This window comes from Streptomyces parvus, from assembly GCF_032121415.1.
In the GTDB taxonomy this organism is placed as follows: domain Bacteria; phylum Actinomycetota; class Actinomycetes; order Streptomycetales; family Streptomycetaceae; genus Streptomyces; species Streptomyces globisporus_A.
This window is the reverse complement of sequence record NZ_CP135079.1, coordinates 1,300,113-1,320,066: the sequence shown is the minus strand read 5'-3', so window position 1 is coordinate 1,320,066 and position 19,954 is coordinate 1,300,113. Positions and strand designations below refer to the sequence as shown.

The 19,954-nt window shown below is 73.0% G+C and carries 19 protein-coding genes; 13 read left to right on the top strand and 6 right to left on the bottom strand.

Translation table 11 applies throughout. The annotated features are described in order from the left end of the window. Window positions 1-158 precede the first annotated feature (158 nt). Window positions 159-1,157, top strand: a complete 999-nt coding sequence (gene dapD / locus RNL97_RS07050) for a 2,3,4,5-tetrahydropyridine-2,6-dicarboxylate N-succinyltransferase (protein ID WP_030586588.1) — start codon at window positions 159-161, stop codon at window positions 1,155-1,157. A 14-nt stretch (window positions 1,158-1,171) separates the two neighbouring features. Here dapD and dapA read toward each other — a convergent pair whose 3' ends face one another. Further along, complete coding sequence (gene dapA / locus RNL97_RS07045) at window positions 1,172-2,053, bottom strand: 4-hydroxy-tetrahydrodipicolinate synthase (protein WP_030586584.1); 882 nt, start codon at window positions 2,051-2,053, stop codon at window positions 1,172-1,174. A 148-nt stretch (window positions 2,054-2,201) separates the two neighbouring features. On the opposite strand from dapA, the gene RNL97_RS07040 reads away from it, so the two are divergent. The 4 genes from RNL97_RS07040 to RNL97_RS07025 all read left to right on the top strand — a co-directional run bounded on the left by RNL97_RS07040 (window position 2,202) and on the right by RNL97_RS07025 (window position 5,819). Then, window positions 2,202-2,861 (top strand): DUF4232 domain-containing protein, encoded by a 660-nt coding sequence (locus tag RNL97_RS07040; RefSeq protein WP_030586582.1) that lies wholly within the window; start codon window positions 2,202-2,204, stop codon window positions 2,859-2,861. A gap of 128 nt (window positions 2,862-2,989) precedes the next feature. Then, window positions 2,990-3,703 carry an antibiotic biosynthesis monooxygenase gene (locus RNL97_RS07035; protein WP_243313707.1) on the top strand — a complete coding sequence of 238 codons (714 nt, stop codon included), beginning with the start codon at window positions 2,990-2,992 and terminating at the stop codon, window positions 3,701-3,703. Between the two features lie 173 nt (window positions 3,704-3,876). Continuing rightward, complete coding sequence (locus tag RNL97_RS07030) at window positions 3,877-5,349, top strand: hypothetical protein (protein ID WP_243313705.1); 1,473 nt, start codon at window positions 3,877-3,879, stop codon at window positions 5,347-5,349. A 239-nt stretch (window positions 5,350-5,588) separates the two neighbouring features. Next, entirely contained in the window at window positions 5,589-5,819 is a 231-nt protein-coding gene (locus RNL97_RS07025) for a hypothetical protein (RefSeq protein WP_003969918.1), read from the top strand. A 63-nt stretch (window positions 5,820-5,882) separates the two neighbouring features. On the opposite strand, the gene RNL97_RS07020 is transcribed toward RNL97_RS07025, so the two are convergent. Further along, window positions 5,883-7,115 (bottom strand): TerD family protein, encoded by a 1,233-nt coding sequence (locus RNL97_RS07020; RefSeq protein ID WP_032765966.1) that lies wholly within the window; start codon window positions 7,113-7,115, stop codon window positions 5,883-5,885. Between the two features lie 107 nt (window positions 7,116-7,222). Continuing rightward, window positions 7,223-7,444, bottom strand: a complete 222-nt coding sequence (locus RNL97_RS07015) for a hypothetical protein (protein ID WP_010070345.1) — start codon at window positions 7,442-7,444, stop codon at window positions 7,223-7,225. 288 nt (window positions 7,445-7,732) lie between these two features. Between RNL97_RS07015 and RNL97_RS07010 the strand changes: the two genes are divergently transcribed. Both RNL97_RS07010 and RNL97_RS07005 read left to right on the top strand, forming a co-directional pair. Further along, a complete protein-coding gene (locus RNL97_RS07010; protein ID WP_243313702.1) occupies window positions 7,733-8,740 on the top strand; it encodes a 5-dehydro-4-deoxyglucarate dehydratase in 1,008 nt (335 codons plus the stop codon). Then, window positions 8,737-9,912 carry a hypothetical protein gene (locus RNL97_RS07005; RefSeq protein ID WP_030586565.1) on the top strand — a complete coding sequence of 392 codons (1,176 nt, stop codon included), beginning with the start codon at window positions 8,737-8,739 and terminating at the stop codon, window positions 9,910-9,912. Before RNL97_RS07010 ends, RNL97_RS07005 begins: the two co-directional genes overlap by 4 nt. Window positions 9,913-10,061: 149 nt before the next feature. On the opposite strand, the gene RNL97_RS07000 is transcribed toward RNL97_RS07005, so the two are convergent. Next, complete coding sequence (locus tag RNL97_RS07000; RefSeq protein ID WP_032765962.1) at window positions 10,062-11,360, bottom strand: MFS transporter; 1,299 nt, start codon at window positions 11,358-11,360, stop codon at window positions 10,062-10,064. A 91-nt stretch (window positions 11,361-11,451) separates the two neighbouring features. Then, on the bottom strand, window positions 11,452-12,363 hold the full coding sequence (locus tag RNL97_RS06995) for a LysR family transcriptional regulator (RefSeq protein WP_030586558.1): 912 nt from the start codon (window positions 12,361-12,363) through the stop codon (window positions 11,452-11,454). Between RNL97_RS06995 and RNL97_RS33060 the strand changes: the two genes are divergently transcribed. The 6 genes from RNL97_RS33060 (at window position 12,286) to RNL97_RS06970 (ending at window position 18,253) form a co-directional block, all read left to right on the top strand. Continuing rightward, window positions 12,286-12,591, top strand: a complete 306-nt coding sequence (locus RNL97_RS33060; protein WP_374115112.1) for a putative leader peptide — start codon at window positions 12,286-12,288, stop codon at window positions 12,589-12,591. The genes RNL97_RS06995 and RNL97_RS33060 overlap by 78 nt on opposite strands. Before the next feature lie 200 nt (window positions 12,592-12,791). After that, window positions 12,792-13,943, top strand: a complete 1,152-nt coding sequence (sfnG, locus tag RNL97_RS06990) for a dimethylsulfone monooxygenase SfnG (protein WP_030586555.1) — start codon at window positions 12,792-12,794, stop codon at window positions 13,941-13,943. Further along, the gene (locus tag RNL97_RS06985; RefSeq protein WP_030586552.1) at window positions 13,940-15,157 is read left to right on the top strand and encodes an acyl-CoA dehydrogenase family protein; all 1,218 of its coding nucleotides are present in this window, start codon (window positions 13,940-13,942) and stop codon (window positions 15,155-15,157) included. Before sfnG ends, RNL97_RS06985 begins: the two co-directional genes overlap by 4 nt. A 74-nt stretch (window positions 15,158-15,231) precedes the next feature. Next, on the top strand, window positions 15,232-15,789 hold the full coding sequence (ssuE, locus tag RNL97_RS06980; protein WP_030586549.1) for an NADPH-dependent FMN reductase: 558 nt from the start codon (window positions 15,232-15,234) through the stop codon (window positions 15,787-15,789). Window positions 15,790-15,893: 104 nt separating this feature from the next. Continuing rightward, complete coding sequence (locus tag RNL97_RS06975; RefSeq protein ID WP_030586546.1) at window positions 15,894-17,066, top strand: SfnB family sulfur acquisition oxidoreductase; 1,173 nt, start codon at window positions 15,894-15,896, stop codon at window positions 17,064-17,066. A 26-nt stretch (window positions 17,067-17,092) separates the two neighbouring features. Next, window positions 17,093-18,253, top strand: coding sequence for an LLM class flavin-dependent oxidoreductase (locus tag RNL97_RS06970; protein WP_030586543.1), 1,161 nt, complete (start codon window positions 17,093-17,095; stop codon window positions 18,251-18,253). A 79-nt stretch (window positions 18,254-18,332) separates the two neighbouring features. On the opposite strand, the gene RNL97_RS06965 is transcribed toward RNL97_RS06970, so the two are convergent. Next, on the bottom strand, window positions 18,333-19,784 hold the full coding sequence (locus RNL97_RS06965) for a peptidoglycan D,D-transpeptidase FtsI family protein (RefSeq protein ID WP_030586539.1): 1,452 nt from the start codon (window positions 19,782-19,784) through the stop codon (window positions 18,333-18,335). Window positions 19,785-19,954: the final 170 nt, after the last annotated feature.

The window sequence follows — 19,954 nt, the reverse complement described above, 5'->3', positions numbered from 1 at the left end:
CTCCGGCCGGTATCCGCCCTGCTCGCGGCGGCCGCGGGGGAGCGGTGCTGGCGGCGCGGCGGCTGCCCGGGCCGGGGAGCGGGTACGGGCGGCGGGAAAGGAGCCGCACGCTGAGACCGGTTCGCCCGAGCGGGCCCCGGCCGGTTAGGTTGCTGTTCATGACCGACACGACTTCCCAGGGTTCTGCCCGCACCACCGGCGCCGTCGCCGCCGGCCTCGCCACCGTCGCCGGTGACGGCACCGTCCTCGACACCTGGTTCCCCGCCCCCGAGCTGACCTCCGAACCCGGCCCGGCCGGTACGCAGCGGCTCACCCCGGACGAGGCCGTCAACCGGCTCGGCGAGGGCGCGGCCAAGGCGATCGGCGTGGACGCCCGGCGCGGCGTCGAGATCGTCGCCGTGTCCACGGTCATCTCCTCGCTCGACGACAAGCCGCTCGACGCGCACGACGCCTACCTGCGCCTGCACCTGCTCTCGCACCGGCTCGTCCAGCCGCACGGCCAGAACCTCGACGGCCTCTTCGGGCTGCTCGCCAACGTCGCCTGGACCTCGCTCGGCCCGGTCGCCGTCGACGACCTGGAGCGCGTGCGGCTCAACGCCCGCGCCGAAGGCCTGCACCTCCAGGTCACCTCGGTCGACAAGTTCCCCCGCATGACGGACTACGTGGCGCCCCAGGGCGTCCGCATCGCCGACGCCGACCGCGTCCGGCTCGGCGCGCACCTCGCCGCCGGGACCACCGTCATGCACGAGGGCTTCGTCAACTTCAACGCGGGCACCCTCGGCACCTCCATGGTCGAGGGCCGGATCTCCGCGGGCGTCGTCGTCGGCGACGGCTCCGACATCGGCGGTGGCGCTTCCACCATGGGGACCCTGTCCGGCGGCGGCAAGGAGCGCATCATCATCGGTGAGCGCTGCCTGGTCGGCGCGGAGGCGGGCGTCGGCATCGCGCTGGGCGACGAGTGCGTCGTCGAGGCCGGTCTGTACGTCACCGCCGGTACGCGCGTCACGCTGCCGGACGGCCAGGTCGTCAAGGCCCGCGAGCTGTCCGGCGCCTCGAACATCCTCTTCCGCCGCAACTCGGTCACCGGCACCGTCGAGGCCCGCCCGAACAACGCGGTCTGGGGCGGCCTGAACGAGGTCCTGCACGCCCACAACTGACCCGTTCGCCCTTCTCAGGCCGCGAGGAGCTCCTCGTACGCCTGCCGCAGCCCGTCGGTCGCCTCGCGCCCGGCGGGCTGCAGCGGTTCCCGGACCGGGCCGGCGTCCAGAAGCGCCTTCGCGGTGACGGTCCCGGGCAGCCCGCTCGCCATCATCAGCTCGGTCAGCCGCATCGTGAGCCCGTTGAGCCGGGCCGCCTCGTCGGTGCGGCCCGCGTCGAACGCGTCCAGCGGTGCCCGCATCCGGCGCGGGGCCACGTTCGCGACCGTACTGACATAGCCCGCGCCGCCCACCGCGTACAGCGGAAGGTTCAGCTCCTCGCAGCCCGAGTAGTACGCGAGCGAGGTGCGGGCCAGCACCTTCGTCGCGCCGAGCAGGTCCAAGGAGCAGTCCTTCACCGCCACCACCCGCGGGTGCTCCGCCAGCCGCAGCAGGGTCTCCGGCTCGATCCGGACGCCGGTGCGGCCGGGGATGTCGTACAGCATCAGCGGCAGACCGGTGGACTCGGCCACCCGCAGGAAGTACGCCTCGACGGCGGCCTGCGGCGGGCGGCTGTAGTACGGGCTCACCACCAGCAGCCCGTCCGCGCCCGCCTCCTCGGCCTGCCGGGCCAGGCGCAGGGTGGTCGCGGTGTCCGGGCCTCCGACGCCGGAGAGCAGCGGCACCCCCTCGCCGACCTCGGCGCGGACGGCCCGCAGCAGGGCGGACTTCTCGGCGTCCGTCGTGGTGGGGGACTCGCCCGTGGTGCCGCTGAGGACGATCCCGTCGCAGCCCCCGGCCACCAGGCGCGCGGCGTGCGCGCGGGCTGCGTCCGGGTCCAGGGCCCCGGCGGTGGTGAAGGGCGTGATCATGGCGCAGAGCGTGCGGCCGAAGGGGCGCGGTGCGGTGGCGGTCATGGGGAAAGTCTCCGCGCCCGGAACCGTAAAGGTCTACTTAGATCTCCTTGTGGTGAACGGCAAGAGCTGCTGAAGAGTGCGGCGACGTCGCCGTTCCTCTGACAAGATCGAACGCGCGGACGACCGGCCGCGGCGAGGGGTGGGCGACATGAATGAGCGCGTACGGGTACGGAGACGGGTCCGGGTGGCCCTGCCGGCGGCCACGCTGGTGGCTCTGACCGGTTGCTCCGGCTTCCTCGTGCCGGCCGGTGAGGGCGAGCGGCCGGACCCCGCCCCGTCCGCCTCCGCGCCTCGCGCCGAGACGCTGCCCCCGACCTCCGCACCCGGAGCGGACGCCCCCGCCCAAGGCGCCCCGGCGCAGAACGGCCCGACCCCGGCTCCGCCCGGGACGTGCCCCGCTTCCGGGGTCGTGGTGGACATGGGCCCGGTGGAGACCGGAATGATGCACCGGGCCGTCGTGCTCACCCTCACCAACTGCGGCCGCAAGCCCTATGCGGTCGACGGCTACCCCTGGGTCCAGGCCCTCGGCGAGGACGGCAACCCGCTCCCCGTCAAGGTGAACGAGGACGGCTCCTACTTCGGCAGCGACCCCGGCCCGAAGAAGCTCCTGCTCGACCCCGGTCTCACCGTGAAGTCGATCCTCGCCTGGGTCTCCACACCCGAGGGCGGCGACCTCGTCGAGGGCGACGCCCTGGCCGTTTCCGCCGCCCCCGGCCTCCCGGTGCGGGTCTTCCCGCTGGAGGGGCACGACATCCGGCTGATGGACGAACTCAACACGACGGCCTGGCGCACCGAACTCGGCGGCTGACACGCGCTCACGCCATGGGCGGACGGACTCCGACGACCTCCGGTGGAACGGCCTTGACCTCAACCGGGCTTGAGGTGTGAACGTGGTCGTCACGTGCACCGGATGGTGCGCAGGAGAGGGGAACCGTCATGACCACGCACTTCACCGACCGCCCCGACCCGGCCCGCACCGATGCCGGGATCGCCAAGGCCAGCACCTGGAACGTCGGGACACCGCAGCGGCAGCAGGAGGCCGTCGACGCGATCCGGAAGGCCTGGGGGAGCCGCGAGTGGCCGCATCCCGGGCTGCTCTCCTACAGCGTCCACGCCGGGGAGGACGGCGCGACCCTGCTGCACTACTCCCAGTGGACCGGCGAACAGGCCTACGAGGACTTCGTACGGGAGGGGCGTGACATCCGCAACGCGGAGATCGACGCGGCGGTCCCCGGCATCGAACGCCTCGGGCTGCACACGTACGAGCTGTACCGCTCCGGGCTGCGGGCCGAGGGCGACACCCGGGAGACCGGCTGTGTCGTCATCGTCGACGTCGAGTTCGACGGGCCGGACGCGGCGCGCCAACGCGACTGGGTGGACAGCGTGTTCGCGGCGCTCGGCGAGGAGGAGAGCCTGCCCGCCGGCGGCATCGCCGCACACTTCCATCTCGGCACCGACGGCACCCGGGTCCTCAACTATGCCGAGTGGGAGAGCGCCGAGCACCACGTCGCGGCTCTCGCCGCACCGGGCGAGGGCGTCGGATCCCCGTCCCCGCTCTGGGAACGCGTCCAGAAGTACCCGGGCATGACCGGCGGCGGCGTGCGCCGCTACACGCCCGCGCTCAGCATGGAACCGGACGCGGGTGCGTAGGGCTGCAGGCGGGTGGCTGGGGGTGAGGGGAGCGACGGGCGGCATGCGGGGAAGGGTGACGGTGCAAGCGGGCGAAGCCGTGGGCGGCATGCGGTGAAATGCGTCTAGGCTTGGGCGGCTGAACCGCGTACGCACGCCGTATGCTCCCGAGCACGCACCGAGGAGAACCCCCGATGTCCGCAGAGCGCCCCTCCCTGCCGCCGGTGCGGCTCAACTCCGAGGCCGAACTGGCACGGGACGCGCTCGCCGCTCCGCTGTTCGTCCGGGCCGTCAAGCTCGCCCGGTGGGCCGGTCCCGACACCCGGGTCGGCGCGGGCGGCGAACTCGTCGAGGCGCAACTGCCCGCGGCCGCCGAGCACCTCGGGCTCCCGGCCGACGACGACGGTGCCGCGTACGCCAGCGAGGCCTGGCGGCTCGCCGTGGACACCGGCCTCCTCGACGTCACGGACCCCGAGGAGGAAGGTGCCGACGGTGCGGAGGCCGAGGGCACCGTCTCCGCGGGCGAGAACCTGGCCCTGCTCACCGGCGGCTCCCCGCAGGACGTCCTGGCCATCTGGCTCGACGGCCTGGACGCCGTGCACGCCGACGCCACCGCACCCGCCCTGGACGACTTCGCGGACCTCGTCGGCGAGGACGGTTCGATCGACTTCGACGCCCTGGACTGGGACCCGGAGGCCGAGGCGGAATTCCTCGACGGCGTCCTCGGCAACCTCTACCTGCTCACCCTCGCGGACAAGGGCGCGGGCGAAGGACCGGTCCCGCTGCCCGCCCTCGCCGCGTCGATGATCGTCCCCGACGACATGGGCGAGCCCACCGACGACATCCTGGAGCAGGTGTCGGAGGCGATGATGTGCCTCGACGACCAGTTCCGGCTCCTCGAACCCATCGGGATCGTCGAGTACCGGCCGGTCGACGAGGCGCTGATGGTCGAGGAGGGCGAGGCGTCGGTCGACACCGTCGAGGGCGACGAGGACGACGTCACCCGGTACGGCATGGTCAAGCTCACCCCCCTCGGCCTGTACGGCATCCGCGCCCGGATGCTGGAGGCCGGGGTGGACGCCCCCGCCGTCGGCGACCTCGCGGACAAGGGCGCCGACGCCCTCCTCGACGGCATCGCCCACTACCCCGAGTCCGCCGCCCGCGCCGAGGTCGAGCTCTGGCTCGCCGGGTACGCCGACGGCGCGGTATCGGCGGCGGCCGAACTGCTGGCCGCCGCGCGCGGCGCGGACGAGGGCGCACCCCTGCGCCGCCTCCACTGTCAGCAGGCGCTCGCCCTGGCAGGCCCCGAGGCGGAGCCCGCCGTACGCGCGGTGCTCGGCGACCAGGAACTGGGCGGCCTCGCCCGCGTCTGGCTCGCGGAGCGCGGCGCCGCCGACGTACCCGCCCCGCCGGAGGACATGATCTTCTGGCTGGCCATCGACACCATCGCCGCCCACCTGGACGCGGACGGCGAGCTGGACGAGCTCCAGGGCCTGATCGAGGGCCTCTCCGCCCAGCACAGCGGCTTCTTCGACGAGGTCTGGCGCGTCGACCACCCGGCCACCGCCGATGTGCTGGAGGCCATGGGCCGCCTGCACAGCGACAAGAAGGCCGCCAAGGACGCCCGCAAGGCGGCGTTCAAGGCCCGGTCGCGCGCGGGGGGCTGAGGGAGAGCGGAGCGCAGGTTCTTCCGTAGGCATCTGCTCGGACCAAGCGGATGCCGACGGTCGAACCGCCACACGTTCGGGGTGCTTTTCCGGTGCCCCGATCCGTGTGTTTCTGCCCCTGGAGGCCCGGGAAAGCGCTGACCGGCCCCGGTCCGCGCGGGTCACGAATGCGGTACGTCTGGGGGTCGAGCGGCGGACGGGCATGGCGTCGGGCCTTCACAGGGCGCATACTCGACTTGATGAAACAGTCAGCCGGTTCCCGGCGTCACCTGCCGTCCAGTCCCTTCAACCGCCCGGCCCAGGAGGCCCCACCGGTCGAATGCTTCGATGTGGGCGACAGGGTGTCGCACGACCAGTTCGGCCTCGGCAGGATTCTTGCTGTCGAGGGCGACAACGACGCGGTCCTCATCGACTTCTCGGGGCGACAGGGGAGGATCCTGAGCCCCTACTCCAAGCTGACCAAGCTCTGAATCACCCACCTTCTCCGGATCCGGGGCACCTGAACCGCACCCGTTCAGGTGCCCCGAATGCGTCTAAAGCGCCTTGGCGGCGGGCTTCACCATGCCGCGCACGGTGCGCGACTTCACGAACTCGCCCATCGCGGTCATCTCCCACTCGCCGGTGAACTGCTTGATGAGCTTGGCCATCATCACCCCGGTCTGCGGCTCGGCGCCGGTGAGGTCGAAGCGGACCAGCTCCTCGCCCGAGGCGTCGTCGATCAGCCGGCAGTAGGCCTTGGCGACCTCGTTGAACTTCTGTCCGGTGAACGAGTTCACCGTGAAGACCAGGCCCGTCGCCTCGGCGGGGATCCGCCCCAGGTCCACGATGATGGTCTCGTCGTCGCCGGCGCCCTCACCGGTGAGGTTGTCGCCGGAGTGCTTGATCGCTCCGTTCAGGATGGTCAGCTTGCCGAAGTAGCAGCTGTCCAGGTGGTTGCGGTTGGGGCCGTAGGCGATCACCGACGCGTCCAGGTCGATGTCCTTGCCGCGGAACGCGGGCTCCCAGCCCAGGCCCATCCTGACCCGTGAGAGCAGCGGTGCGCCGCCCTTGACGAGGGACACGGTCTGGTTCTTCTGGAGGTTGACCCGGCCCTTGTCCAGGTTGATCTTGCCGGAGCCCGCGGCGGGCGCCGTCGGGGGAGCGGGCGGGGCGGCCGGGGCGGGCGGCGCGATCCTCGGGTCGACGGGGGCGGCGACCGGGGCGGGCGGCTGAGGGGCGACCGGGGCGGGGGCCGCCGGAACCGGAGGGGCCGCCGGGGCCGCGGGCTCCTCGACCGAGACGCCGAAGTCCGTGGCGATCCCGGCCAGCCCGTTCGCGTACCCCTGGCCGACCGCGCGGGCCTTCCAGGCGCCGTTGCGCAGGTAGATCTCGATGACCACGAGCGCCGTCTCGGCGCCCAGCTGCGGCGGGGTGAAGGTGGCGAGCGCGCTGCCGTCGTCCGCGTTGCGCACGGTGGCGGTGGGCTCGATGCCCTGGAAGGTCTGGCCCGCGGCGTCCGGGCTCGCGGTGACGACGATCTTCTCGATGCCCGGCGGCACGGCGGTGGTGTCCACCACGATCGCGTCGGGCGCCGAGCCCCCGCCGGCGCGGTAGGTCACACCGGGGCCCGAGGGCTGGTTGTAGAAGATGAAGTCGTCGTCGGAGCGCACCTTGCCGTCGGCGGTGAGCAGCAGGCCCGAGACGTCGAGCCGCACCGGAGCGGCGACGTCCACCGCCACGCGGGCGGCGGAGAGGGGAATGTTCGAGCCGGGGGTCATTGCGGTCATGCACGGGGTAACGAACGACCCCGCTTTGCCGTTCCCTTACCTTCGCCTCCGTCCACCAGACGCTCCTCGGCCGTCCCGCAGCGGCTCAGCAGGGGCCCGGAAGCACCTCAGCGGCGGTTTCGCGGGTGGTTGCGGGCCGTGCGCTCGTTGCCGTGCTTGTACGCGCCCGTCCAGCGCGCCATCACCAGTTGGGCGTCGCCCGAGACCACCTCGGCCAGGAACTTCTCCGCCCGGCCGCCGCGCAGTGTGCCCGCGGGCCTGCCGTGGTGGGTGATGGTGACGCTCTGGTCGCCCTGCTGTTCGTACTGGAATCCGGAAGGTCTCGGCATGGCCGTATCCTGCCTGCCCGCCCGCTCCCGCGTCGCCCGGATTTCCGTCGTCCCCGCCGCTCCCGGGGGTCTCCTCGGGGCGTGCGTACGCGACGGGTGCTGTGCGTAAAGCCGGCCGACATTCACATGCGTGGACAGGTGAGGGAGGGCAAGTGGCGTGCGTCGAGAGGTCGTTCGGGCGCAGCGTCAGCCTTGACCTGTCGTCGGAGGCTGGCTTAGCGTGACGCTGTTCATAAATATGGACGTCGATCAGCATTGTGCACGCCTGAATCTGCTCAGGGAGCGCCCGTGACCTCAGCCCCCCTTGCTGCCCGGCTCCGTGAAGTCGCCGGGCCGCTCTTCTTCCCCGTGACCGCGTTCGGGCCGGACGGCACCGTCGATCCCGACGTCTTCCGCGCTCATGTGCGGGCCGGGATCGACGCCGGAGCCGCCGCGGTCTTCGCCTGCTGCGGCACGGGCGAGTTCCACGCGCTGACCATCGAGGAGTTCCGCCTCGCGGTCGCCGCCGCCGTCGAGGAGGCGGCCGGACGGATCCCGGTCGTCGCCGGGGCCGGTTACGGCACGGCCCTCGCCGTCCAGTACGCGCGGGCCGCCGAGGAGGCCGGAGCCGACGGGCTCCTCGCCATGCCGCCCTACCTCGTCGTCGCCGACCAGGAGGGGCTGCTGAACCACTACGCGGCCCTCGCGGCGGCCACCGGCCTGGAGACGATCGTCTACCAGCGGGACAACGCCGTCTTCACCCCGGAATCCGTCGTCGCCCTCGCCCGCACACCCGGCATCATCGGGCTCAAGGACGGCCTCGGCGACCTCGACCTCATGCAGCGCATCGTCAGCGCGGTCCGTACCCACCGGCCCGACGGCGACTTCCTCTACTTCAACGGGCTCCCCACCGCCGAGCTGACCGGCCTCGCCTACCGGGGCATCGGCGTCACCCTCTACTCCTCCGCCGTCTTCGCGTTCGCCCCGGACATCGCGCTCGCCTTCCACCGGGCCCTGGACTCCGGCGACGACGCTCTGGCCGACGCGCTGCTCGACCACTTCTACCGGCCGCTCGTCGAACTGCGCGCCCAGGGCCGCGGCTATGCCGTCTCCCTGGTCAAGGCAGGTGTCCGGCTGCAGGGGCTGGACGTCGGCGAGGTCCGCACCCCGCTCACCGAACCGTCCGCCGCCCACGTCAAGGACCTCGTCGAGATCATCGCGAGCGGGCGCACCCTGCTGGAGGAGCACGCCGCCAAGGGGCACGGTGCCGAGGGGCACGGTGCCGAGGGGCACGGCACGCCGGGAGGCCGGGCGTGAAAGCGGGTGCCTTCCTCTATCCCTGGGACGTCGTCGGGGACCCGGACGCCCCCGGCCGGATCGCGGACCTCGGCGTCCAGCAGGTCACCCTGGCCTCCGCCTACCACTCCACCCGGGCCCTGACCCCCCGCCACCCCGCCCACCGCGTCGTGACCGCCGAGCACGCCGCCGTCCTCTACCCGCCGGACCCGGACCGCTGGGCGGGCCGGGCCCTCGCCCCGTACCGCCAGAGCTGGACGCCCGGCGACGACCCGTTCGGGGAGGCCGCCGAGGCGCTGGCCGCCGCCGGCCTGGAGGTGCACAGCTGGGTGGTCCTCGCGCACAGTTCCCGGCTCGGTGCGGAACACCCGGACACCTCCGTGGTCAACGCCTACGGCGACCGCTACCCCTGGGCACCCTGCATCGCCCGCCCCGACGTACGCGCCTACCTCGTGGACCTCGCGGCGGAGGCCGCCGCCCGGCCCGGCACGCGCGGCACCGAACTGGAGTCCTGCGGCTGGTACGGCTTCGCCCATCTCCACGCCCACGACAAGGTCGCGGGCGTCGGCCTCGGCGACGCGGCGCAGTATCTGATGTCCCTGTGCTTCTGCGCGGTGTGCCGCGAGGGGTACGGGGAGGCGGGTGCCGACCCCGAGGCGCTGTCCGCCGCCGTACGCCGGGCCCTGGAGCCGGCCTGGTCCGGCGGCGGCTCCCCGGAGTCCGGCCGCGACGGCATCGCGAAGCTGCTCGGGCCGACGTACGCGGAGGCCACCCTCCGCCGGCGCGGCCGGGTGGCCCGTACGGTGCAGGAGGCGGCCGTCACAGCCGTACGGGCGGCGGCCCCGCCCGGCTTCCAGGTGCTGCTGCACGCCGACCCCGTCCCGTACCGCACGGGGGCGAACGTCGGCGTCGAACCGGACCGCATCCTCGCCGTGGCCGACGGCGTGGTGCTGCCCTGCACCGGGTCCGACGCCCAACGCGAGGCCGTCCTCGGGCCGTTCGCCGGGCGGGGCGGGGTGCGCGCCGCCAACTTCGGGGTCGTCACCGGGATGGGCGGCAGCCCAGGCACCCTGGCGCGCGACGCGGCCCACGCCGCCGCGCTCGGCGCGGACCAACTGCGCCTGTACCACGCGGGACTCGCCTCCGGCCCGGACCTGGAGGCGGTAGCGGCGGCCCTCTCACGACTGGGGTGACGGGCCCGCGCCGCACGGCCGGGTGACCCCTCCCCGCCTTACGGCCGGCACGACCGGCTCCCGCGCCTCCCGGTGCGGTGACCGCTCCCCGCTCACGCCCCGGGGAACGGCTCCCGCGCCTCACTACCGGCACAACCGCCCCCCGCGCCTCACGGCCGGGGTGATGCGGCGTCGGACCCCGGCTCGGGGGGTGCCTGTGCCGGTACCCCGGGTGCGCGGGCCGGGGAGCCGGGACCCCCGCGTCGGCTTCGCGCACCCGCCGCCAGGGCCGCCGCGGTCAGCACCCCCGCGGCCCCGGCCGACGCCGTCAGCACCCTCACGTCCACCACCGCGACGAGCCCCGCCCCCAGGGCCAGGGCCACCGCGTTGGGTGCCGTCATCAGTGAGCCCGCCGTCGCCGCCGTACGCCCCAGCACCGCGTCCGGCGTCTCCCGCTGCACCGCCGTCATCGCCGCGATCAGCACGCACGGCAGGCCGAACCCGATCGCCGCACTCGCCCCCAGCGCCACCGCGTCCGGCGACACCGTCCGCGCCCCGAGCCCCAGCGCGAACAACGCGATCCCGCCCGCCGCGAACAGCCGCTCGGGCAGGCGGCGCAGCAGCGGGCCCGCCAGCAGCCCCACTGCCACCGAACCCGCGCCCTGCACCGCGTACAGCACCCCCGCGTACGCCGGGGCCCTGCCGAGCACCTCGTCGACGTACGCGAAGGTCACGGCCCCGTTCACTCCCGCCAGGAACATCGTCGCCGCCCCCGCCGTCACCAGCGGGCGCAGCACGGCCGAGGCGCGGATCCGCCGCAGGCCGGCGGCGAGTTCATCGCGCCAGGAACCCGCTGGGGACGCCGCCGGCCCCGGCGCCCGGGGCTTCTCCCGCACCGGCAGCCGGGTGAAGACGAGGGCGGCCAGGGCGCAGGTCGCCGCCGCCAGCAGCGCCACGGCCGGGCCGCCGAACCGGACGTACAGCCCCGCGCCCGCCAGCGGGGCGACCAGCTTCATGCCCTCGTTGGCCGTCATCCGCAGCCCGTTGAAATCCGCCAGCAGCGAGGCGGGCACGGTCCCCGCGACGAGCGCCGACTCCGCCGCGTCGAGCACGACGCCGCTCGCCCCGTGGAGCACCAGCACCGCGAAGAGCAGCCAGACGGTGCGGCCCGAGTCCACCAGCACCAGCGGGACCAGCAGACAGGCCATCACCAGATTGCCCCGGACCAGCACCACCTTTCGGTCCATCCGGTCCGCGAGCGCGCCGAGCGCAGGCCCGGCCAGCACCGGGGCCCACATCGCGCCCACCGTCAGCGCCGCCAGACTGTTCGACCCCGTCAGCGACTTGACCCAGATCCCCGCCGTGAGCCACATCGCCGACGTACCGAACCCGGAGACGACCACCCCTGCCAGACAGCGCCCCGCCGCCCGGTCCCGCAGGACCCTCACCACCACCGAACCGCCGCCCATGCCGCCGTCCTCTCCACTCCACGTTCCGCATCTGCGCTGTGTGCGGCTCATGGTGGGGAGTAAGGCGGCCCGGCGGCATCGGGCGGATGTCTTAGGCGTCCCCCGTACGGTGCGCCTCCGCGCGCTCCACGAAGATCCGGTGCAGATCGCGCGCGGCCCGGGAGACCGAGCCCGAACGGCTGCGCTGCACCACCAGGAGCACCGTGGTCGTGTCGTCCTTCAGAGGGCGGCAGGTGATCGCGCCGGTGCGTTCCAACGGGTCCCCGATGACGCTGTAGTCCGGCAGCACGGTGGCGCCCAGTCCCTCCGCCACCATGAGCTTGCCCATCTCCGCACCGTCGGCGGAGTACGAGAACGAGGGCACCCGGCCCTTCAGCAGCCGGTGCGTGAAGCGGTGCATCAGATAGCCGGAGCGCATCACGATCAGCGGGCCACTCAGCAGGTCCTCCACCCCGACCGACTCCAACGCCGCCAGCGGGCTGTCCGGGCGCAGACAGACGACCGGGCGGCCCCGGAGCAGCTCCGTGGTGTGGAGGTCGGGCGCCAGATCGTCGCCCTCCAGGTAGTTCACCAGGCCGAGGTCGACGCCGCCCTCCAGCAGGGAGCGGTGGATCACCGACTGCTGGGCCGCGATCACCTCCACCTCGGTGGCCGAGTGCAGCGCGTGGAACTCCCGGATCGCCGGTACGAGCAGGGGGACCGTCGCCGCGAAGACCGTGCCGAGCCGGACCGTGCGGCTCGTGCGGTGCTGCTCGTCGGCTGCCCTGCGCAGCCGGTCGACCGCGTCCAGCACGCCGATGATGTGCGGCAGCAGCTCGCGCCCGGCGTCGCTGATCGTCGCCCCCGACCGTTTGCGGTCCAGCACGGTCACCCCGAGCTCGCGCTCCAGGTTCCGTACGGTCTCGCTCAACGCGGGCTGTGACAGGTGCAGTTCCTCCGCCGCCCGGCGCAGGGACCCCAGCCGGGTGACGGCCTCGATGTACTCCAGCTGTTCGATCCGCATCGCCTTTCCTCATCTCCGGAGGCGGGTGGAAGGGGAACCCTATCGCTCCTTCGTCGATGCCTTCTCGACCTGGAGCGTTCCCGCGCCCTACTCTGGAACCCGAAGGCGCCCCGTGAGCCACCGGGCGCCCGCCGCGGAACGCGAAAGGAGAGGGATGTGCGCCGCTTGACCCGTCGCCGCCACATCGACCTCGGCCGCGTTTCCAGCGCCTTCTGTTGTTCCCGCTGACGCGAGGTCAAAGGGGCCGGCCCCTCCTTCGCGCCCCCGCGCCCCCACACGTACGCCCACGTCCGGCCGTGTGAGCCCGTGCACGCCCTCGCGACTCCTTTGCCGCGCCCATCGCCCCTGATCGGGTTTCTCGATCACCGGGGCCGGTTCGCCGTGCCCGCCACCGCGCCCGGCCCGCCTTCCTGTTCCGGGAGAACCTCATGTCCCATCCGCCCTCCGCCGACCCGGTGCGCTTCGCGTACTGGGTCCCCAACGTCAGCGGTGGCCTCGTCACCAGCACGATCGAGCAGCGCACCGACTGGGGCTACGACTACAACCGCGAACTCGCCGTCCTCGCCGAGAACAACGGGTTCGACTACGCGCTCAGCCAGGTCCGCTACATGGCCAGCTACGGCGCCGAGTACCAGCACGAGTCCACCTCCTTCAGCCTCGCCCTGCTGCTCGCCACCCAGCGGCTGAAGGTCATCGCCGCCGTCCACCCCGGCCTCTGGCACCCCGGCGTCCTCGCCAAACTCGGTGCCACCGCCGACCACCTGAGCAACGGACGCTTCGCCGTCAACGTGGTCAGCGGCTGGTTCAAGGACGAGTTCACCGCGCTCGGCGAACCCTGGCTGGAGCACGACGAGCGCTACCGCCGCTCCGAGGAGTTCATCCGGGCCCTGCGCGCCGTCTGGACCGAGGACCGCACCGAACTCGCCGGAGACTTCTACCGCATCCGGGACTTCTCCCTGAAGCCCAAGCCGATCGCCTCGCCGGACCGCCCGCACCCGGAGATCTTTCAGGGCGGCAACTCCACCGCCGCCCGGAAGATGGCCGGCCGCGTCTCCGACTGGTACTTCTCCAACGGCAAGGACTTCGACGGCGTCACCGAGCAGATCCAGGACGTGCGGACCGCTGCCGAGAGCGCCGGACGCACCCCGCCGCGCTTCGGCCTCAACGGATTCCTCATCGCCCGCGACACCGAGGCGGAAGCCCGCGACACCCTGCGCGAGATCGTCGCCAAGGCCGACACCGAGGCCGTTCACGGCTTCGGCTCGGCCGTCAAGCAGGCCGGAAGCTCCACCGCCGACGGCAAGGGCATGTGGCAGGACTCCTCCTTCGAGGACCTCGTCCAGTACAACGACGGTTTCCGTACGGGGCTGGTCGGCACCCCGGAACAGATCGCCGAGCGCATCGTCGCCTACAAGCGCCTCGGCGTGGATCTGCTGCTCCTCGGCTTCCTCCACTACCACGAGGAGGTCGAGTACTTCGGCAAGAAGGTGCTGCCGCTCGTCCGCGAGCTGGAAGAACACCGGCCGGAGGACCACCGCGCCCCCCTCTCCCCGGATCTCTCCCCGAAAGGTTCGTCATGAGCACCGCAGCGCCCACCCAGTGGAAGACCCTCCCGTCCCCCGACAGCCCCGCCGCCTGGATCGAGCGCGCGGCGGAGGTCGCCGCCGTCCTCGCCACCGACGCCGCCGCCCGCGACAGGGCGGGCGCCACCCCGTACACCGAGATCCGGCTGCTCAAGGACTCCGGACTCGTCACCCTGCTCGGCCCGGCCGGGCACGGCGGCGGGGGACAGGACTGGACGACCGCCTACCGGGTGATCCGCGAGGTGGCCAAGGCCGACGGCTCGATCGCCCAGCTCCTCGGCTACCACTACCTCTGGAACTGGGCGGCCCGCCTCGTCGGCACCCGCGAGCAGTGGGAGCACGTCGAGGCCGAGGCGGTCCGGCACACCTGGTTCTTCGGCGGTGCGGTCAACCCGCGCGACAGTGACGTGGTGGTCACCGAGGACGGCGACGACCTCGTCTTCACCGGCGCCAAGACCTTCTCCACCGGCAGCAAGGTCTCCGACGTCACCGTCCTCGAAGGCGTTCTGGAAGGCACCGACCAGCACATCTTCGCCATCGTGCCCTCCGACAGCCCGGGGCTCGTCTTCCACGACGACTGGGACAACATCGGCCAGCGCCTCACCGAGAGCGGCGGCGTCACCATCGACGGCGTCCGCACCCCGTGGGCCTCCGCCGCCGGTTATGTCGACAAGGAGTTCCGGCCCCGCGTCTACAACACCCTCAACGTGCCCACGATCCAGCTGGTGTTCATCAGCTTCTACCTGGGCATCGCCGCCGGAGCCCTGGAGACCGCCGCCGCCTACACCCGCACCAAGGCCCGCTCCTGGCTGCACGGCGGGTACGACAAGGCGGTCGACGAGCCGTACGTCATCGACACCTACGGCGACCTCACCGCCAAGCTCTGGGCCGTGGAAGCCCTGGCCGACGCGGTCGCCGCCGAGGGGCAGAAGCTGCACGACGCGCCCGACGAGGTGACCGAGCGGTCCCGCGCCGCGTTCGAGGTACGGGTCGCAGCGGCCAAGGCCCGGGCCACCGAGGTCGCGCTGGAGGTCACCAGCCGCATCTTCGAGGTCACCGGCGCCCGCGCCACCGCCTCCGCCGAGGGCCTCGACCGCTTCTGGCGCAACGTCCGCACCCACACCCTCCACGACCCGGTCGCCTACAAGCGGCGCGAGGTCGGCCGGCACGTCCTGACCGGCGAACTCCCCGAACCCACCTGGTACTCCTGACCCGCCGCCGGATCCGGGGCGGCGGGAATTCCGCCCCGGGCCCCGGCGCACTCCGCCCAGCAAACGAGGTCCCCATGGCCACCGTCCTGTCCGTCTCCGGCAGCCCCTCCGCCACCTCCCGCACCGCCCGTCTGCTCCGCCACCTCGACGCCGACCTGGCCGCCCAGGGCCACGAGGTGATACCGCTCGACGTCCGCACCCTGCCCGCCGACGCCCTGCTCGGCGCGGACTTCGCGCACCCCGAGATCGTCCGCGCCACCGAGCTGTTCGCCCGCGCCGACGGCATCGTCATCGGCACCCCTGTCTACAAGGCCGCCTACTCCGGCCTGCTGAAGACGCTGCTGGACCTGCTGCCGCAGTACGCCCTGACCGGCAAGACCGTCCTCCCGCTGGCGACCGGCGGCACCACCGCCCATGTCCTCGCACTCGATTACGCGCTGCGCCCGGTGCTCTCCTCGATGGGCGCGGCCCACATCGTCCAGGGCTGGTTCGTCCTCGACCGGCACATCACGGCCGGCGACGACGGGGGAGTGGTCCTGGACCCGGCCTCCGCCGCCCCGCTCGACCAGGTGGTCGCCCAGTTCGCCGCGGCCCTGGACCACCGGACCGCCCCCGTTCCCGCCGCCCGCTGACCCCTGCCCGTACTCCTTCCCGCCACCCTTCCCGCCCTTCTGGACCTTCTGGAGGCAGGCCCGTGACCGCGCCCACCCGACGACGACCACCCCTCACCGCGCGGGTGATCCGCGACGACGCCGAGGCGCTGCGCACGGCCGCCGGACTCGCCGAGGAGTTCCGCCCGGGCGCCTCCGGGCGGGACGCCCGCCGCGAACTGCCCCGCGCCGAACTCGACCGGCTCACCGCCACCGGCCTCCTCGCCGTCACCGTCCCGGCCGAGCACGGCGGGGCCGACGTCTCCGCGGTCACCCTCGCCGAGGTCTTCCGGCTGCTCGCCTCCGCCGACGCGAGCCTGGCGCAGATCCCGCAGAGCCACTTCGCGTACGTCAACGTCCTGCGGCAGCAGGGCAGTCCGGAGCAACGGGCGTTCTTCTTCGCGGAGGTGCTGGCCGGCAGGCGCTTCGGCAACGCCCAGTCCGAGGCCGGGACCAAGCACCTCCAGGACATCCGCACCCGGCTGGTGGCCGCGGGCGACGGCTCGTACCGCCTGACCGGGGTGAAGAACTACTCCACAGGGGCCCTCTTCGCCGACTGGATCCCCGTCCTCGCCCGCGCCGACGACGAGCTGCTCCATGTCGCGTACGTCCCCGCCGACGCGCCCGGCCTCACCGTCACCGACGACTGGGACGGCATGGGCCAGCGGACCACGGCGAGCGGCACGGTCGAACTGGCGGACGTCGTGGTTCCCGCGGCTCATGTCGTCCCGCACCATCTCACCTTCACCGGACCCCAACTCCACGGTGCGCTGGCCCAGTTGCTGCACGCCGCCATCGACGCGGGGATCGCGGCGGGCGCGCTGGCCGAGGCGGTCGGTTTCGTGACGACGCGGAGCCGGCCCTGGTTCGAGAGCGGGTACGAGACCGCTGCCGAGGACCCCCTCCTCGTCCAGCGCTTCGGCGAACTGGCCCTGCGCCACCGGGCCGCCGACGCCCTGCTCGCCACTGCCGCGCGTGCCGTGGACACCGCACGCGCCGCCCTTGACGACGACAGCGCCGCCGAGGCGTCGATCGCGGTCGCGGCGGCGAAGGCGTACTCGGGGAGCACGGCGCTGGAGATCGCCGACGCGCTGTTCGAGGTGTCCGGGACGCGCGCCGCCCTCGACGGCCTCAACCTGCACCGGCACTGGCGCGACGCCCGTACCCACACCTTGCACGACCCGGCGCGCTGGAAGATCCAGCACCTCGGGCGGTACGTCCTGAACGGCGCCCGCCCGCCCCGCCACGGCCTGCTCTGAACCCCCGTCCCCCGCGGAGAGAACAGATGTCCCTGACCTTCCACTGGTTCCTGCCCACCAACGGCGACAGCCGCCATGTCGTCGGCGGCGGCCACGGCACCCCGGTCACGGCGGCCGGCGGCGACCGCCCGCCGACGGTCCGCTACCTCGCCCAGATCGCCCGGGCCGCCGAGGACCTGGGCTTCACCGGGGCGCTCACCCCGACCGGGGCCTGGTGCGAGGACGCCTGGCTGACCACCGCGATGGTCGGCCAGCACACGGAACGGCTGAAGTTCCTCGTCGCCTTCCGCCCCGGCTTCGTCTCGCCGACCCTCGCCGCGCAGATGGCCTCCACCTTTCAGCGGCAGACCGGCGGCCGGCTGCTGCTGAACGTCGTCACCGGCGGCGAGAGCCATGAGCAGCGCGCCTACGGGGACTTCCTCGACAAGGACGCCCGTTACGCGCGCACCGGAGAATTCCTGGAGATCGTCCGGCAGCTGTGGGACGGCAAGACCGTCGACCTCCGGGGCGAGCACCTGCACGTCGAGCAGGCCCGGCTCGCCCAGCTCCCCGACCCCGTGCCGGAGGTCTACTTCGGCGGCTCCTCCCCGGCCGCCGCACGCGTCGCCGCCCGCCGCGCGGACGTCTACCTCACCTGGGGCGAGCCGCCCGCCCAGGTCGCGGAGAAGATCGCCCGGATCCGGTCCCTCGCCGCCGAGCAGGGCCGTACCGTACGGTTCGGCATCCGGCTCCATGTGATCACCCGCGACACCTCCGAGGCGGCCTGGGCGGAGGCGGACCGGCTGCTCGCGGGCTTCGACCCGGCCACCGTGCGGGCGGTCCAGGAGGGCCTCGCCCGCAGCGAGTCCGAGGGGCAACGGCGGATGCTGGAGCTGCACGGGGGCGGCCGGGACGGTCTGGAGATCCACCCGAACCTGTGGGCCGGCATCGGGCTGGTCCGGGGCGGCGCGGGCACGGCATTGGTCGGCAGCCATACGGAGGTGGCGGACCGCATCCGGGAGTACCACGCCCTGGGCATCGACGAGTTCGTGCTCTCCGGGTACCCGCACCTGGAGGAGGCGTACTGGTTCGGCGAGGGCGTGCTGCCCCGGCTGGCCGCGGCGGGCCTCTGGGCGCACCCCGGGGGCCCGGTGCGCGCGGGCGGCGGCGCGGACATCCCGTTCGCCGCGGGGGCGGCGGGGCGCTGACCGTCGTACACCACCGTCCGCGCGACCCCCGCCGACGCGGCCTGGGCGCCGGCCGGGATCGTAGGTTCCGGGGGCTCGTTCACCGCTCCAGCGCCGCCTTCATCATCTTCTGGGCGATCGGTGCGGCCAGCCCGTTGCCGCTGACCTCGGAGCGTGCCGAGCCGGAGTCCTCGACGATCACCGCGACCGCGACCTCCTTGCCGCTGCTGTCGTCCTTCGCGTAGGAGGTGAACCAGGCGTACGGGGTGTTGCTGTTGTCCACGCCGTTCTGCGCCGTGCCCGTCTTCCCGCCGACCTCGGCCCCGGCGATCCGGGCGTTGGCGCCGGTGCCCTCCTCGACCACGGTCACCATCGCGCTGCGGAGCTGCTCGGCGGTCTCCTCCTCCACCACGCGCTTCGTGTCGCCGTCCTCGGTCTCCTCCAGCACGCTGCCGTCCCCGTCGGTCACGGACGAGACCATGTGCGGCGCGGCGAGCTCACCGCCGTTGGCCAGCGCCGAGGTGACCATCGCCATCTGGAGCGGGGTCGCGGTGACCTCGAACTGGCCGATCCCCGTCAGCGCAGTCTGCGCCTTGTCCATCCCGGTCGGATACACGCTCTCCGCCGCCCGCACCGGGACGTCCAGCTTCTCGGTGCCGAACCCGAACGCGTCCGCCATCTCCTTGACCTTGTCCTGGCCGAGGTCCGCAGCCGCCTTCGCGAAGACGTTGTTGCAGGAGTACTGGAGCGCGGTGCGCAGGGTCGCGTTCTCGCAGGGGGCGGAGGCGTTCTCGTTGCGCAGGACCGTGCTGGTGCCGGGCAGGGTGTACGGGTCGGGGCTGTCGGTGCGCTCGTCGACCGAGCCGTAGAGCCGGTTCTCCAGCGCGGCCGCGGCCACCACCAGCTTGAACGTGGAGCCGGGCGCCAGCGGCTGCCGCAGCGCCCGGTTCACCAGCGGCTTGTCCGGGTCCTCCAGCAGCTTCTGCCAGGCGTCGCCGTCCGTCGTCCCGCTGATCTTCGAGGGGTCGTACGAGGGGGTCGAGACCACGCCGAGGATCCGGCCGGTCTTCGGGTCGATCGCCACCGCCGCGCCCTTGTCGTCGCCGAGCGCCTCGTACGCCGCCCTCTGGACACCCGGATCGATCGTGGTGAGGACGTTGCCGGGCTTCGCCTGCCCGCCGGTGATCAGGTCCTTCGGGTTCTTCAGCCGGTCGTCCGTGCCGTCCAGGACGTCGCTGTGGATGCCTTCGAGCTGGGTCGCCCCGTACGCCTGCGAGCTGTAGCCGGTGACGGCCGCGTACAGCTCGCCCTGGGTGTACGTGCGCTGGTACCGGAGGTCGCCACCACTGGTCCCCTTCGATCCGGTGACCGGCGAACCGGCCACGATGATGTCCCCGAGCGGCTGCGCGTACTGCGCGATGGTGTTCCGCCGGTTGTGCTCGTCGTCTGCGAGCGCCTTGGCCTCGTAGCCCTGCACCCAGGTGGCCCGCACCAGCAGGGCGAGCACCATGAGCAGGCAGAAGACCGAAGCGCGCCTGATTGTCTTGTTCATCCCGCTGGAGGGACGAGCGGGCTCGTTCCGGCCGTTCCCGATCGTGCCGCTTCTCACCGTTTTCTCACCCGGCGCGCGAGCTGTCCTCCCACCGGCGCGCGGCGCCGAGCGGCTCCGCCCGAGCGGGAGGCCCCGCGGGTCGAAGGCGCTACCCGCGGAGCGTCACCGGC

Excerpts from the sequence above, each read along its gene's own strand:
- dapD (WP_030586588.1), top strand. The coding sequence starts at position 159 with ATGACCGACACGACTTCCCAGGGTTCTGCCCGCACCACCGGCGCCGTC.
- dapA (WP_030586584.1), bottom strand. The coding sequence starts at position 2,053 with ATGACCGCCACCGCACCGCGCCCCTTCGGCCGCACGCTCTGCGCCATG.
- RNL97_RS07040 (WP_030586582.1), top strand. The coding sequence starts at position 2,202 with ATGAATGAGCGCGTACGGGTACGGAGACGGGTCCGGGTGGCCCTGCCG.
- RNL97_RS07035 (WP_243313707.1), top strand. The coding sequence starts at position 2,990 with ATGACCACGCACTTCACCGACCGCCCCGACCCGGCCCGCACCGATGCC.
- RNL97_RS07030 (WP_243313705.1), top strand. The coding sequence starts at position 3,877 with ATGTCCGCAGAGCGCCCCTCCCTGCCGCCGGTGCGGCTCAACTCCGAG.
- RNL97_RS07025 (WP_003969918.1), top strand. The coding sequence starts at position 5,589 with ATGAAACAGTCAGCCGGTTCCCGGCGTCACCTGCCGTCCAGTCCCTTC.
- RNL97_RS07020 (WP_032765966.1), bottom strand. The coding sequence starts at position 7,115 with ATGACCGCAATGACCCCCGGCTCGAACATTCCCCTCTCCGCCGCCCGC.
- RNL97_RS07015 (WP_010070345.1), bottom strand. The coding sequence starts at position 7,444 with ATGCCGAGACCTTCCGGATTCCAGTACGAACAGCAGGGCGACCAGAGC.
- RNL97_RS07000 (WP_032765962.1), bottom strand. The coding sequence starts at position 11,360 with ATGGGCGGCGGTTCGGTGGTGGTGAGGGTCCTGCGGGACCGGGCGGCG.
- RNL97_RS06995 (WP_030586558.1), bottom strand. The coding sequence starts at position 12,363 with ATGCGGATCGAACAGCTGGAGTACATCGAGGCCGTCACCCGGCTGGGG.
- sfnG (WP_030586555.1), top strand. The coding sequence starts at position 12,792 with ATGTCCCATCCGCCCTCCGCCGACCCGGTGCGCTTCGCGTACTGGGTC.
- RNL97_RS06985 (WP_030586552.1), top strand. The coding sequence starts at position 13,940 with ATGAGCACCGCAGCGCCCACCCAGTGGAAGACCCTCCCGTCCCCCGAC.
- ssuE (WP_030586549.1), top strand. The coding sequence starts at position 15,232 with ATGGCCACCGTCCTGTCCGTCTCCGGCAGCCCCTCCGCCACCTCCCGC.
- RNL97_RS06970 (WP_030586543.1), top strand. The coding sequence starts at position 17,093 with ATGTCCCTGACCTTCCACTGGTTCCTGCCCACCAACGGCGACAGCCGC.
- RNL97_RS06965 (WP_030586539.1), bottom strand. The coding sequence starts at position 19,784 with ATGAACAAGACAATCAGGCGCGCTTCGGTCTTCTGCCTGCTCATGGTG.